Raw genomic sequence first — 13601 nt, 5'->3', positions numbered from 1 at the left:
TGTCGCCAGCTGTTCCTATCCGGACCTACCGATCCAGCAGTGAAACCGGTACGTCGGCCCAGCGCGCCCTCAGCCATTCCGCCAGGGTCTTGGCCTGCCGGTCCTGCCTGGTATTTTCGGCGGCCCCCCGCCCCAACAGGCCGTGAACGACGAAGTTGAGGGCCCACAGATTGGGAAACTCGGTGCGCGAGACGGGCAACGCAGCGGCCTCGGGCAGCAACTTCCGCAACCGTTCCGTGGTGAGCACCGATCGCAGCCAGCGCCAGTGCTCCTCCGAGCGGCACCAAACGCCGATGTTGGCATCTGCGCCCTTGTCTCCCGAGCGCGCACCGATCACCGAACCAAGGGGGACGCGGCGGGTGGGGCCGTCGAAGGCAGCGGCCACCGGCGGCGGCTCGTCATCGCACACGGGATCAGCCGTCTCGGTCGGAGGTTCGACCGCGCACACCGTTCCATCCGGCAGATGGGCGACGTGGCGGATTTCGGAGTTGGGCAAATAAACCGGCTGGTACACGCCGTACGGGCGGGCACCTTCCGGCGGTGAGGTGAAAGCCACCCCGGGGAAGGTCGCGAGTCCGAGTTCGACGGCCGCAGAGGAAAAGGCCCGGCCCACCTTCGTCGCATCGGAATCCCGGGCGGTGATTGTCAGCGAGGCGACCGCACACGCCGCGGAGCCGGGGTCGGGTTGATCGGTTCGATCGAGGCGCCATGTCACGTCGTCGATGTGGCGAAGCGCCGGCTCGAGCTGCCTGCGAAGCAGTCCGGTTTTCGCCTCGACGTCGGGAGCCGGTACGAGCAGGGTGACGCTGTTGCGGTAGCCGCCGACGATGTTGACCGCCACCTTCGTCGTCGGGGGCGGGGCCAGCCCCCGCACGGGATCGATGCGGACCCGGTCGGGGCCCGCGTCGGCGAGCCGGATCGAACGCAGGTCGACGGTGACGTCCGGATTGGCGTAATGGCGTCCTTGGATCTCGTAGAGCAGCTGCGCCGTCACCGTTCCGACCGTCACCGCGCCGCCGGTGCCCGGATGCTTGGTTATCACCGACGAGCCGTCCGACGCGATCTCGGCTATCGGGAATCCAAGCGGCCGACCATCCATCACCGCGGAAAGCTCCTGGAAGAAGCAGTAGTTTCCGCCGGTGACCTGGGTTCCGCACTCCAGGAGGTGGCCCGCGACCAGCGCCCCGGCAAGCTCGTCGAAATCGCCGGCCGACCATCCGTGCCACCACGCGGCCGAACCGATCACCATCGCGGCATCCGTGACTCGTCCGGTCACCACGATCTGAGCGCCGGCCCCCAAGGCCGCGGCGATCCCCCAACCGCCGAGGTAGGCGTTGGCCGTCACGGCGCGTTCGGGGATCGCGGTGCGGCCGCGGACGTCGTCCCCGTCGACGTAGGCCACCGAAAACCCCAGGGGCTTCAGCGCCTCGGCGCAGGCCTCCGGCGCCAGCCCGCCTGCGTTGGCGACGATGCGCACACCGGATGCGGCGATCAGATCGCGGCAATCGGTCACCTGCTCGACGAAGGTGTCCGCAAATCCTTTCCCAGAGCCTTTGGTACGCACGCGGGCCAGCACCCACATCGTGAGTTCGGCCAGGTAGTCGCCGGTCAGCACATCGAGTGGACCGCCCTCGAGCATTTCCCGCATCGCCGACCGACGGTCACCGAGGAACCCCGAACAGTTGCCGATCCGCAGCGCACGGTCGGACGCGTCTGCAAGCACACCGCCCTCCTCCTGATCGTGGCCGATGCCAGCGCGGCCGAGTGTATAGTGTCAGACGTTATACATTATGAAAAAGTCGGTCTAAAAGACCCAACGCGGCCGAAACCGGCGACCTCCAGACGGAACCGAGATGACCTTCACCGAAGACCACGAAATCTTTCGCACCACCGTGCGTGGCGTCATCGAGCGCTACGTCCTGCCCTACGTTGATGAGTGGGAGGAGCGCGGGATCTTCCCGGCCCACGAACTGTTTCCCCAACTGGCTGACGCGGGATTGCTGGGCTTGGAATACGACGTTGCCTACGGCGGGCAGGGCGCCGACCACCTCTACACGCTGGTCCTCGGCGAAGAACTCGGCCGGATTCCCTCGATGGGCGTATTCACCGCTGTCGCGGTCCAAACCGACATGGCCACACCCTCTTTGCATCAACACGGCAGCCACGCGCTCAAAGAGCGGTTCCTGCGCCCGGCGCTCGAGGGTCGGGCCGTAGCCGCCATCGCCGTCACCGAGCCGGAGGCCGGCTCAGATGTGGCGGGCTTGCGGACGCGCGCCGTCCGGGATGGGGACAACTGGATCATCAACGGAAGCAAGCTGTACATCACGAACGGTGTGCAGGCTGACTGGCTTTGCCTGCTTGCCAGGACATCGGACGAAGGTGGCTCGCGCGGCATGTCGCAGATAATCGTGCCGACGTCGACGCCGGGGTTACAGGTCAGCCGCTCGCTGCGCAAGGTCGGCAACAAGGCGTCCGACACTGCAGAGCTCTCGTTCGTCGATGTTCGGGTTCCGGTGGCCAACACCATCGGGGAGATCGGCCGCGGATTCTCGCAGCAGATGAGGCAGTTCCAGCATGAACGCATGATCGGTGCTTACATGGCGGTGGGCGGGATGCTCGAGGCGCTGGCCCGCACTCGCCGATTCGTGTGCGACCGCCGCGCTTTCGGTAAGTCTCTTGGACACAACCAATACATTCAGTACCGGCTGGCCGAGTTGTCCGCCGAGCTCGACCTCCTTCGCGCGTATACCCACGCCTGTGCAGAGGCCTTTGTCCGAGGCGAGGACACTCAACGCCAGACAGCGATCTGCAAGTTGAAGGCGGCACGACTTCAGCGGGAGATCGCGGACTGGTGTCTCCAATTCCACGGTGGCCAAGGCTATATGGAGGAGAACTGGACGGCCCGATACTTCCGCGATGCCCGGCTGCTCTCGATCGGAGGCGGGGCCGACGAGATAATGCTCAGGACGCTCGCTCGGCTCGACGGCCTACCGGCGTGACGGAGGCTATCGAAGAGCCGGCGACTGCAGGACGTCGGCGAGCCGCTGCAACACCTGCGGCCATACGCGCAACGGTGCCCGTGGTGAGCCAACGCAGATGCGGTCGGCGCCGGCCTGGTAAAGGTCGAGCACGGTTTGGTCGGTCACCCCGCGGGGGCTGACCATGACGGTGATCTCGAAATCCCCGCTGTCGCGGCCATATTCAGCGAGATAGCCTTCGAGCCGGGACACCACGGCCCGCGTCGACTCCGGCGTGTGCCAGGTACCCAACCAGCCGTTGCCGATCCGGGCGGCCCGACGCAGCGCATGCTCGGACTCGCCCCCGAACACAATGGGCAACGCTGCACCACTGGGCGGCTTCGGGTTGAAGTGCACCGGCGGCAGCCGCACGTATTTGCCATCCGCCGAGGTGATCTCGTTCGACCACAGCGAGCGCAGCACCGGGACGATTTCGTCGCAGCGTGCTCCCCTGGTCCGAAAGTCGATGCCTGCCGCCTCGAACTCTTCGGCCATCCAGCCCAGTCCGGCGCCCAGGATCACCCGTCCGCCACTGAGAATGTCCAGCGTCGCCACCGCCCGCGCAGTCACCAACGGATCGCGAAGGGGCAGCACGTATACACAGGTTCCGAGCTTGATAGTCGTGGTCTTAGAGGCGACCGCCCCGAGCAGAACCCACGGATCGTAAAGGTTCACGTCGCTGGGTACCGGCGGGGCGCCGTCGTCGCGATAGGGGTACTGCGACTTGATGGAATCCGGCCAGACCAGGTGCTCAGGCACCCATACCGAGTCACACCCCGCCGACTCGGCCTCCTGCGCGAAGTCGATCAGCTGATCGGGTTCCACAACCGAAAGCCAGATCCCGACTTTCGGCCTCGACTGCGGCCTTGCGTTCCTGCCCACGACCAACTGCTCCCGCCTTCGCGCCTTCGTTCGGCTATCCGGTGTCGAACCGGACACTCCGCTGACAGGCTAGTCTGCTATTAATCAGAGTGGCAAGTGTCGGACTTTTACGCGCGGCCGGTTCGGGCGGGCCTGGGCAGCGGGACACGGGCCGGCACGTACTCCACCAGCCCCAGTTGCGCCTGACTGAGCCAGATGCGTCCGGTCCCACCGTGATCGAGGGCGGCAAGCAGATGCCCGGCCGCCTCCGCAGGGCTCAGCGGCTCCAGACCAGCCTCGCTGACGGCGACGCGCACGTGTGCGGGAACCAGTTTCGTGTCGACGACCCCGGGACAGAAGATCGTCACCCGCACCCCTCGGGCCTGCAGGCTGCGGGCCGCACTGAGCCCCAGGCCGACGACGGCGTGTTTGGTCATCGCGTAGTAGGGGTCGTCCGGATATGCCATCACCCCGGCAAGGCTTGCGACGATGACCACATCACCCCCACCGGTGGCCTCCATCAGCGGAACCCCGGCCCGTAGTCCGTGGATCACCCCCTCCACGTTGACGTCGTAGGCCCGCCGCACCCGCTCGTAGGGCGCGCCGATCACATCGGGGTCGAAAACGGGCACCCCGGCGTTGAGGACGAGCAGATCCAGTCCCCCGAGCCGACTGTTGACGACCTCCGTCACCCGCTTCCAGTCGGCCGGGTTCGCCACATCGGCGACGACGAGATCGACACCGCGTCGCGCAAGATCGCCGCCGCCGGCCGGGTCGATATCCACTGCGACCGTGCCGGCCCCCTCGGCGGCGAGGCGCTCGGCGAGCGCGAGCCCTATTCCACCGGCGCCACCACTGACCACGGCCTTGCGCGACCGCAGAGAGCTTCCGGCTTGTTCGTTTTCCACCTTCAGACGTCAACCCTCGTTGGTCGAGTGCTGCTCCAGATACGACAGATGCTCACTCATCGCCCGCTCCGCCGCGTCGGCGTCGCCCTTCTCGATGGCGCGCACGATCGCGACGTGCTGGCGGAATGTCCGCTTACCGACCTCGGCGCTGAGTTTGAGGTGATGAACGGGCTCGGTCACCTGGTGCAGGGCGGCCACGAAGGCGGCGACGACCCGGTTACCGGATGCCTTGCTGATGGTGGAGTGAAAACGAACATCGAGTTCGGGAACGGTGGGGTCGTCGAACGAAAGCGCCTTCTCGTCTTCGAGCACCTCGTTGAGCGCATCCAGGTCGGCCTGCGAGCGATTGCGGGTGGCCAACCTGGCGGCGGGCACCTCGAGCATGCGACGGACCTCCGCCACCTCGCGGTATTCGACCGATCCCACCCGCAGCAGGTTCTCGATGTCCTCGCCGAGATCCGCGCCGAAAGCGTGGTGGTCGAGGTTTCGCACGAACGATCCCCCGCCGGCTCCCGGCATCTTCTCCAGCAAGCCGTCGGCCACCAGCGTTCGCAACGCTTCACGGATCGTGGTCCTGGAGACGCCGAAGTTGGCCGCCAGCTCGATCTCGGTGGGCAGCTTCTGGCCCGTGACCAGCGCACCCGACCTGATCGCGTGCCGAATCTGCTCTTCGACCTGGTGCCGAGGACGCTTTACGACCGTCGCGGCGAACGCCGGCGCTTGCACATCGTTTGTCCGCACATTACCTCCGAACCACCTCCACTTGCCTGAGCTCCTAACTGTACTAGAGTCAGACAATTGACGCTTGATCAAAACATCCGACTTCGAGTTTTCATCCGAACGCTCGAGATCAAAAGGAGACCGGTGGCTGGGGTTCGGTACGAGGCAGCGGGCGGTGTCGCCAGGCTGACGATGGATGAGTCCGCCAACAAGAACGCCCTGAGCCCGACGCTGGTACAGGGGCTGGGAGACGGCCTCGAGCAGGCGATCACCGACACCGACGTACGCGCGATCGTTATCACCAACGACGGCAATACTTTCTGCGCCGGTGCCGATCTGAGCGCAGACGCCGACCGCTCAAAGAGCGATGTGGTCCCGGTCCTGAACACCATCCTGGACGCACCGAAGCCGGTGGTCGGACGCATCGCGGGGCACTGCGTGGCCGGCGGCGTGGGTCTTGCTGCGGCGTGCGACATCTCCGTGATCGACGAGCGGGCCCTGCTGGGGTTCACCGAGGTGCGAATCGGTGTCGTCCCCGCGATCATCTCCCTGGTCTGCCTGCCCAAACTCACTCGGGCCGACGCCTCCGACCTCATGCTCTCCGGCCGCCGGATCACCGGCGCCGAGGCGGCACGGGTCGGGCTCGTCAACTATGCCGTGGCCGCTGACGCGTTGGACCAGAAGGTCGACGCCCTGCTGTGTGAACTGCTCGCCGGTGGACCGGTCGCGATCCGAGAGACCAAACGACTGATCCGGCAGATGTCCTCGATGGCTTCCACCGAAGCGTTCGCCGAGATGACGCGGCTTTCGATGGCCCGATTCGCCTCAGACGAAGCCAGCGAAGGCATGGCAGCCTTTCGCGACAAGCGCCCGGCGGCGTGGATTCCCTCCGCCGTGGAAAGGGCGGAAAGGATGGGCGCCTAAATCGACTGACCGCCGTCGATGACCAACACGGAACCGGTCATGTAGTCGGACTGGCTGGACGCAAGTAGCACGGCAAGTGGTCCTATCTCTGCTGCATCAGCCATGCGGCGCGCCGGGATACGTTGCAGAACACGGTCTTTCAGCTCTGGATTCTCGCGCACATCTGCACTTAGGTCGGTCTCCACATAGCCCGGCGCGATGGCGTTGACCTGAACGCCGTGACGCGCCCACTCAATCGCCAGCACCCTGGTGAGATGCAGGATCGCGGCCTTCGACGCGCAGTAGGCCGAAAAGCCCGGTACCGCCATCAAGCCGAAGTGACTCGCCACGTTGATGACCTTGCCGGCTCCCTGCGCCGTCAGGTGACGCCCCGCGGCCTGACAGCAGACGAAGGTGCCGCGCAGATTCGTGTCGAGCACGCGGTCCCATTCGGCCAGCGTTGTGTCCAAAGCATGGCCGGCACTCACCACGCCAGAATTGTTCACCATCACGTCGAGACCGCCCAGCCGTCGGTGAACGTCGTCGACGGCGCCGTTCACACTGTCGGCGTCGGTGACATCCATGTGGGCCACGACCGCGGTACGGCCGAGGGCGCGGACTTCGTCGGCCACCTTCTCGAGATCTGAAAGCGACCGCGCAACCAGTCCGACATCGGCTCCTGCCGCCGCCAGAGCCAGCGCGATCGCCCGGCCGATTCCCCTGCTTGCCCCGGTTACCGCGGCCTTGCGACCCGCCAAGATCTGATCAGCCATATCGGGAGCATGCCAGATGGCATACCGCCAGGGTTGATTGTCTGCTTTTTTTCATCTATAAATTGTCCATCAATTACTGCACGCAGACTCGTATCGGACAGGGATGGCAATCGAACCCGGCACTGGAACTGGAGGTCTCGGCGTTCGCCGATCGACCAGCAGCGGCATCCGGAACTCCGTTGTCAGTTTGTCCGACAAAATCAGCCCGACCGGGGTGCGGCGCGCACATAATCGGGGCGAAGTGTTCGAGAGCAGCGCTCGAGCCCGTCTGAACCGAAGCGCGAGAACGCGAGAATGACGAACGACGCGGAACACGATGGCGTGCTGATCAGCCGCCGTACCGACAACGCGGTGCACCTGACGCTCAACCGACCCGCGGTCCTCAACGCGCTCAACACCGAGTTGCTCGACGCGCTGAGCGACGAACTCGATCTTGTCCTCGATGACGAGGCGGTTCGGGCGGTCGTTATCCACGGTGCGGGTCCCCGGGCGTTCTGCGCGGGGGCGGACTTGAAGGAACTCGCGGGGTTGGACAGCGAGGCCGCACTCAACCTGCTCAACCGGGGTCAGAACCTGTTCCGCCGCATCGAGCTGGCGCCGAAGCCGGTGGTGGCCGTGGTGGACGGGTTTGCCATCGGTGGTGGTTTCGAGTTGGCCCTGGCCTGCCATCTGCTTGTCGCGACGGAGCGCTCGCAGTTCGGTCTGCCCGAGGCGACGTTGGGCCTGATACCCGGCTACGGTGGCACTCAGCGCCTCACCGATGCCTTGGGCCGTCACCTGGCACTGCGTCTGATGTTGACGGGTGCCCGCCTGAGCGCCCGCGAAGCCGCCGAAGCCGGCATCTTGGCCTGTCCGGTGATCGCGCCCGACTCCGTGGCCGCCGCCGTCGACGAGCTCGTCGAAAAGCTGTGCCGGGCAACGCCCGCTGCGACGCGCACCGTTCTCGCGGCGGCGAGCGCGCAGGTGCCCTCAAGCCTCGCGCTCGGGCAGGAAGCCGCGCTGGCCGCCATCGCGATCGCGTCGGTCAACGGGCAGGCCGGTATCACAGCAATGCTGGCGAAGATGGCCGACCGGTGAACCTGATACCGGCCGAGGCGCTTGACGAAAAGGCCGCCGATTTGGCCCTGCTACCTGAGGAGCTGGCACTTCGGGACAAGGCTCGCGAAGTCATCGCAACCGACGTCGCACCGTACGCCGCGGCGACCGATCTCACCGGCGAATTCCCCCACAAGCAGTATCGGGCACTCGTCGACGCCGGGCTTGGCGCGCTGCCGATCCCGGTGTCCGATGGCGGGTTAGGCGCATCGAGCGCGGCATACGCCGTTGTCATGGAGGAAATCGCCGCGGCCTGCGGTTCGACGTCCTTGGTGTACATGACCCAGATGCACGCGGCCTGGCCGATCATCAGATGGGGCACCCCCGAACAACGTGCGAAGCACGTGCCGCGGTTGTGCGTTGGTGACATCTACGGTTCCATCGCGATCTCGGAACCCTCGGGTGGTTCGGACGTAAGCGCGTTGAGCACAACCGCACAACCGGTCGAAGAGGGCTTCGTGCTCAACGGCACGAAGACCTTCATCACCTCCGGCGACGTCGCCGGTGTCATCGTCACGTTCGCGACCATCGACCGCAGCGCGGGCCGTGACGGCGTCGTCGCGTTCCTCGTCGATCCCGCTGACGGCGGCGTGGTGGCAGGCGCACCGTTCGCCAAGATGGGTATGCATGGTTCCTCGACGGTCGAACTGTCCTTCCAAGACTGTGTGGTACCACGCTCGGCCGTACTCGGCGATGTCGGCAAGGGCTTCGCCATCGCGATGTCCTCGGTGGTCAAGACACGGCTCAGCGCGGCGGCGCAAGGCGTAGGGCTCGCCGCCGCCGCGCTGCGTGCCGGCATCGCGTACGCCGCTGAGCGCGACCTTCTGCACCCGAAGAACGATGCGGGACAGTTCATTCAGTCCGAACTCGCGCTCCTGCGTGCCAAGGTGCTGTCGGCCCGCCTGCTGTTGATCCAGACCGCGCGCGTCATCGATGCCGGCAAGGGAACCGAGGTGGCCGAGGTGTCAGCGGCCAAACTGCTGTGCACCGAGTTGGCGGTGGAGGTCGCAGACCGCATCCTTGAGCTCATGGGCCCCGACGGAGACCGGCGTGAGAGCGCCATTCAACGGTTGTTGCGCGACGCCCTGGTGACCCGAATCTACGACGGAACCAACGAAATCCAACGGTTGTTGATCGCACGCGACACCTATTCACGAGGTCGGAGAACATGAACCAAGCATCCATCTCACTCAACGTGTCCGTGATCGGATCCGGCACAATGGGTTCAGGCATTGCGATCACGTCGTTGCTCGGTGGCCACAACGTTCACATCATCGATGTCGATGACGAACGTATCGAGTTGGGCAAGGATCAGGTCGCGAAGTTCCTCGCGCGCAGTCTTTCTCTGGGCAAGATCACTGAATCGGATCATGCCGCCGCCGTCGGTCGGCTCAGCGCGTCGACTTCGTTGAAGTCGGCACGGGACGCTGACGTGGTCATCGAGGCGGTCTTCGAAGACCTCGAGGTGAAGCAGGCCCTCTTCGGCGAATTGGATGCGATCTGCCGACCCGACACTCTTTTTCACACCAACACCTCGACCTTGTCGGTGACGGCGATAGCGGCGGGATCGAATCATCCCGAGCGGGTGGTGGGCACTCACTACTGCAATCCCGCGCCGCTGATGAAACTTGTCGAAGTCGTACCGGGGCGCCGTTCGGCCGAGGACGCGGTGCGCCGCTCCGCCGATTACATCGAGTCCCTCGGAAAATCAATCGTCATGGCCAAGGACGTGCCCGGGTTCATAGTCAACCGGTTCCTGGTGCCGTTCGAGAACGATTGCATCAGAGCGCTGGAGGCGGGCCGTGCGGACGTGGAAACCATTGATGCCGCGGTCACTCTCGCCCTTGGATATCCGATGGGCCCGTTCAAACTGCTCGACACGGTCGGTCTCGACATCCACTATGCGGTGTCCATGAGCCTGTTCACCCAGCTCCACAATCCGCGATTCGCGCCCCCTCCCCTGGTCACCCAGATGATCGCCGCCGGTGATCTCGGTCGCAAGACGGGCCGGGGTTTCTATACCTACGAGCAGAAGTTGGCGTTCGGTGCCTAAGGAGGGGCAGGTGCGCACAGTTGGAGTATTGGGATTCGGCTCGATGGGCGCCGGCATCGTGGATCTGTGCGCCAGGGCTGGCCTGTCGGTTTTGGTTCTGGAACAGTCGCAGGAGCGGCTCGATGCCGGCCACCGCGCGATACGCGAGTTTCACGCGGCAGGGGCCGCCCGCGGAGCTACGGATCCGGCTCTGCTGGAACAGGTTACCGAACGCATCACGGGCATCCTGGATCCCGCTGCTCTGGCCGATGCCGACCTGATCATCGAGGCCGTCACCGAAGACGAGAACATCAAGGCTGACGTCTTGACCCGCATATCCGCCCACGTGCGTGCCGATTGCGTGATCGCCTCCAACACATCGGGCCTCTCGGTGGCCCGGCTGGCCACCTACGTATCACACCCCGAGCGCTTCGGCGGTCTGCACTTCTTCAACCCCGCCCAGCTGATGCGTCTCGTCGAGGTGATCCGGCCGATCCAAGCCGACCAGTCCACGGTGCAGACGCTGGTCGCATTCGCCGAACAAATCGGCCGCCATCCCGTGGTCGTCAAGGACCGTCCCGGCTTCCTGGTCAACCACCTGCTCATTCCCTATCTCAACCAGGCCATTCAGGAGTACGACGACGGGCTGGCCAGCTGTGCGGACATGGCTACCGCGGTGAAGCTGGGACTCGGCTATCCGATGGGTCCCCTGCAACTGCTCGACCGTATCGGCTTGGACACCCATCTGCATGCCAGCGACGTCATTCATGCCGAGACCGCCGACCCGCGGTTCGCAGCACCGGCAATGCTGCGCGAGTTGGTGGCGGCGGGGCGACTGGGACGCAAGACCGGTTCGGGGATCTCCGATCTGGAGGACCCACGGTGACTTCGCACCCTACGACATACCAGGACCTCATCGTCGAGTTCGACGGTGCCGTCCTTCGGGTCACCATCAACCGGCCCGAGGCCGGCAACAAGTTCCGTGACATCACCGCGCTCGAACTCGCTGAGGTGTTGCGCTACTTCAGGTCCCAGCGTTCGCTGAGGGTCGCCGTGCTGACCGGCGCCGGTGACAAGTTCTTCTGTATCGGCGGGGAACACGACCCGTTCGACAGCTACGACTACGGCAACGTCATGCCGATCGTGGACGTCTACGAGCTCATCGATTCGGTGCCCAAACCGGTGATCGCCGCGGTCAACGGATACGCCGTCGGCGGCGGGAACGTTCTGCACACGGTGTGCGACCTGTCCATCGCCTCCGATCGCGCACAGTTCCGCCAAGTGGGCCCGATGGTAGGCAGCTTCGATGCCGGTTACGGCACCGCCTATCTCGAAGAGGCCATCGGCCGTAAGCGGGCCAAGGAGATGTGGTATCTGAACCGCAAGTACACCGCGGAGCAGGCGCTGGCCATGGGACTGGTCAATGAGGTCACACCGCACGCCGAACTCGCCGATCGGGTCAATGAGGTGGTCGAGGAGTTGCTCGGCCGCGGCCCACAGGCAATCGCAGGGCTCAAAGCCGCGTTCTCGGCTCGGCACACCGGTGTCGTCGGACAGGCCCGGATGGCTCACGACCTCTTGCTCACCCAGTACCTGAAAACTCAAGAGGCCGAGGAGATGTCGCGGTCCTTCCGGGAGAAGCAACCACCCGACGTGTCGAAGTTCTGGACATGAGCGACCTGCTGCTGGATGTGGTGCGGTCGTTTTCCGACCGTCAAGTGGCGCCGCGGTCGGCAGACATCGATGCCGCCGACGAAATCCCGGACGAGCTTGTCGACGCGATGCGCGAACTCGGCCTGGTCGGGCTCACCACCACCGACCTCGATGCGGTGTCGCTGCTGACGGTCATCGAACAGGTCGCGCGGGCCTGTCCGAGTGTCGCGCTACTCGTCGCGGCACCCGACGGCACCGTCGGGCAACCTCGGTTCACCGTCGGACTGCGCGGGCTTCGAACCGGAGCGGTACCGACCACCCTCGATGGCCCTTTCCGGTACGCCGTCGCCGCAGCGGCGATCGGAAGTGCCCAGTACGCCCATGACCAGAGTGTGCTCTATCTGTCATCACGACGGGCCTTCGGTCGCCACCTCATCGATATCCCAGTGCTGCGCCAGGCCACATCGACGATGCACGCCCGCCTGTCCCATGCACGACACGCCGTCCACGCGTCGGCCCGCGACACGGACTCATCCGAAACCGATGTCGTGGCCGTCACGTTCGATGCCGCCCGGGTGGCCACTGCCGTCGCTTACAGCGCCATCGAGCTGCATGGAGGGTACGGCTATATGTGTGAGTATCCACTGGAACGCATCGCCCGAGACTGCGTTTCGCTGCGCGCTCTGGTGGCGCCGAGCTTTGCGAGCGCGTGATGGCCAGCCAACGGATGCGTGAACTGACCGCCAAGCTCACCGCCAAACCCATGGTGCATCCGGACGAACCGGTGTCAACGCAGCGCACCAATTTCGATGCCATGGACTCGACCTTCGTACTGCCATCCGAGGTCACCGTCACACCAGCGGTGGTCGGCGGCGTGGCCTGCGACTGGATTTCCGTGCCTGGCGCACGCGAGGGTTACGTCTGTCTCTACTTGCACGGTGGGGGGTACGTGATCGGCAGTCGCCGCAGCCACCGGGAGGTGGCGAGCCGTTACGCTCGTGCGCTCAACGCCCGCGCCTTGCTGGTGGAATACCGTCGCGCTCCCGAATGTCCCTGCCCCGCACAGCTCGAAGATGCCGTCGCCGTCTACCTTGGGCTGCTGGATTCGGGCGTGGCGCCGCAAAGACTCGTGGTGTGCGGCGAGAGCGCCGGCGGCGGGCTGACCGTTGCGCTGCTGACCGAACTGCGCCGCACCGGCCGCCCGATGCCGGCCTGCGCGGCGGTGGTCTCGCCCTGGGTCGATCTCAGCCTCGGCGGCGCCTCCTTCAGGGAGAACGACCACAGCGACCCTATCGTGGTGCGCGAAGTCGTCGAGCGATATCGCGAGTGGGTCTGCGCCGGCCTTTCCGGCGACGATCCGCGGGTATCGCCGATCCACGGTGATCTCTCCGGTCTTCCGCCCATGTTTGTCACCGCCAGCAACTCCGAGATGTTGCGTGACGACGCGCTCCTGCTCATCGATCGGCTGCAGGCCAGCGGGGTCCCGGTCGCTGCCGACATGCTCGACGAAGCGCTGCATGCGTGGACCCTGTTTCCGTATCTTCCGGAGGCTCAGCGGACGCTCGAGCAGATCAGCGTATTCGTCGCCGCCGCTTGGGACGTCACATACACGTAGTAATCGGCTACGAACCGGCTCCGC

14 protein-coding genes are annotated in these 13601 nt (G+C 65.3%); 9 read left to right on the top strand and 5 right to left on the bottom strand.

The window, feature by feature from the left end:
- Positions 1-25: 25 nt before the first annotated feature.
- On the bottom strand, positions 26-1723 hold the full coding sequence (locus tag G6N28_RS21115; RefSeq protein WP_197745797.1) for an acyclic terpene utilization AtuA family protein: 1698 nt from the start codon (positions 1721-1723) through the stop codon (positions 26-28).
- 130 nt (positions 1724-1853) lie between these two features.
- On the opposite strand from G6N28_RS21115, the gene G6N28_RS21110 reads away from it, so the two are divergent.
- Complete coding sequence (locus tag G6N28_RS21110; RefSeq protein ID WP_163903680.1) at positions 1854-2999, top strand: acyl-CoA dehydrogenase family protein; 1146 nt, start codon at positions 1854-1856, stop codon at positions 2997-2999.
- A 6-nt stretch (positions 3000-3005) separates the two neighbouring features.
- Here G6N28_RS21110 and G6N28_RS21105 read toward each other — a convergent pair whose 3' ends face one another.
- The 3 genes from G6N28_RS21105 to G6N28_RS21095 all read right to left on the bottom strand — a co-directional run bounded on the left by G6N28_RS21105 (position 3006) and on the right by G6N28_RS21095 (position 5527).
- Positions 3006-3842 carry a TIGR03619 family F420-dependent LLM class oxidoreductase gene (locus G6N28_RS21105; RefSeq protein ID WP_163903678.1) on the bottom strand — a complete coding sequence of 279 codons (837 nt, stop codon included), beginning with the start codon at positions 3840-3842 and terminating at the stop codon, positions 3006-3008.
- A gap of 164 nt (positions 3843-4006) precedes the next feature.
- Positions 4007-4786, bottom strand: a complete 780-nt coding sequence (locus G6N28_RS21100; protein WP_163903676.1) for an SDR family oxidoreductase — start codon at positions 4784-4786, stop codon at positions 4007-4009.
- Positions 4787-4795: 9 nt separating this feature from the next.
- Positions 4796-5527 carry a FadR/GntR family transcriptional regulator gene (locus tag G6N28_RS21095; protein WP_163903674.1) on the bottom strand — a complete coding sequence of 244 codons (732 nt, stop codon included), beginning with the start codon at positions 5525-5527 and terminating at the stop codon, positions 4796-4798.
- A gap of 123 nt (positions 5528-5650) precedes the next feature.
- Between G6N28_RS21095 and G6N28_RS21090 the strand changes: the two genes are divergently transcribed.
- Positions 5651-6430 carry an enoyl-CoA hydratase-related protein gene (locus tag G6N28_RS21090; RefSeq protein WP_163903672.1) on the top strand — a complete coding sequence of 260 codons (780 nt, stop codon included), beginning with the start codon at positions 5651-5653 and terminating at the stop codon, positions 6428-6430.
- On the opposite strand, the gene G6N28_RS21085 is transcribed toward G6N28_RS21090, so the two are convergent.
- A complete protein-coding gene (locus tag G6N28_RS21085; protein ID WP_163903670.1) occupies positions 6427-7182 on the bottom strand; it encodes an SDR family NAD(P)-dependent oxidoreductase in 756 nt (251 codons plus the stop codon). The two genes, G6N28_RS21090 and G6N28_RS21085, sit on opposite strands and share 4 nt — an antisense overlap.
- A gap of 294 nt (positions 7183-7476) precedes the next feature.
- On the opposite strand from G6N28_RS21085, the gene G6N28_RS21080 reads away from it, so the two are divergent.
- Genes G6N28_RS21080 through G6N28_RS21050 form a run of 7 tightly spaced genes read left to right on the top strand, consistent with a single transcriptional unit; the run spans position 7477 to position 13577 of the window.
- A complete protein-coding gene (locus G6N28_RS21080; RefSeq protein ID WP_163903668.1) occupies positions 7477-8259 on the top strand; it encodes an enoyl-CoA hydratase/isomerase family protein in 783 nt (260 codons plus the stop codon).
- Positions 8256-9449 carry an acyl-CoA dehydrogenase family protein gene (locus tag G6N28_RS21075; protein WP_235674649.1) on the top strand — a complete coding sequence of 398 codons (1194 nt, stop codon included), beginning with the start codon at positions 8256-8258 and terminating at the stop codon, positions 9447-9449. Before G6N28_RS21080 ends, G6N28_RS21075 begins: the two co-directional genes overlap by 4 nt.
- Before the next feature lie 23 nt (positions 9450-9472).
- A complete protein-coding gene (locus G6N28_RS21070) occupies positions 9473-10330 on the top strand; it encodes a 3-hydroxyacyl-CoA dehydrogenase family protein (RefSeq protein WP_235674648.1) in 858 nt (285 codons plus the stop codon).
- A 10-nt stretch (positions 10331-10340) separates the two neighbouring features.
- The gene (locus tag G6N28_RS21065) at positions 10341-11195 is read left to right on the top strand and encodes a 3-hydroxyacyl-CoA dehydrogenase family protein (RefSeq protein ID WP_235674647.1); all 855 of its coding nucleotides are present in this window, start codon (positions 10341-10343) and stop codon (positions 11193-11195) included.
- Positions 11192-11983, top strand: coding sequence for an enoyl-CoA hydratase-related protein (locus tag G6N28_RS21060; RefSeq protein WP_163903664.1), 792 nt, complete (start codon positions 11192-11194; stop codon positions 11981-11983). Before G6N28_RS21065 ends, G6N28_RS21060 begins: the two co-directional genes overlap by 4 nt.
- Positions 11980-12675 carry an acyl-CoA dehydrogenase family protein gene (locus G6N28_RS21055; RefSeq protein ID WP_163903662.1) on the top strand — a complete coding sequence of 232 codons (696 nt, stop codon included), beginning with the start codon at positions 11980-11982 and terminating at the stop codon, positions 12673-12675. Before G6N28_RS21060 ends, G6N28_RS21055 begins: the two co-directional genes overlap by 4 nt.
- Positions 12675-13577, top strand: coding sequence for an alpha/beta hydrolase (locus tag G6N28_RS21050; protein ID WP_163903660.1), 903 nt, complete (start codon positions 12675-12677; stop codon positions 13575-13577). The genes G6N28_RS21055 and G6N28_RS21050 overlap by 1 nt, the downstream gene beginning before the upstream one ends.
- The last annotated feature ends 24 nt before the right edge of the window (positions 13578-13601 follow it).

The organism is Mycolicibacterium pulveris, assembly GCF_010725725.1.
GTDB classification, from domain to species: Bacteria; Actinomycetota; Actinomycetes; order Mycobacteriales; family Mycobacteriaceae; genus Mycobacterium; species Mycobacterium pulveris.
The sequence above is the reverse complement of the archived record's forward strand: the minus strand, read 5'-3'. Positions and strand labels throughout refer to the sequence as shown.

What these genes read in the sequence shown, in the direction of transcription:
- G6N28_RS21110 (WP_163903680.1), top strand. Translation starts at nt 1,854, where the DNA reads ATGACCTTCACCGAAGACCACGAAATCTTTCGCACCACCGTGCGTGGC.
- G6N28_RS21085 (WP_163903670.1), bottom strand. Translation starts at nt 7,182, where the DNA reads ATGGCTGATCAGATCTTGGCGGGTCGCAAGGCCGCGGTAACCGGGGCA.
- G6N28_RS21080 (WP_163903668.1), top strand. Translation starts at nt 7,477, where the DNA reads ATGACGAACGACGCGGAACACGATGGCGTGCTGATCAGCCGCCGTACC.
- G6N28_RS21055 (WP_163903662.1), top strand. Translation starts at nt 11,980, where the DNA reads ATGAGCGACCTGCTGCTGGATGTGGTGCGGTCGTTTTCCGACCGTCAA.
- G6N28_RS21050 (WP_163903660.1), top strand. Translation starts at nt 12,675, where the DNA reads ATGGCCAGCCAACGGATGCGTGAACTGACCGCCAAGCTCACCGCCAAA.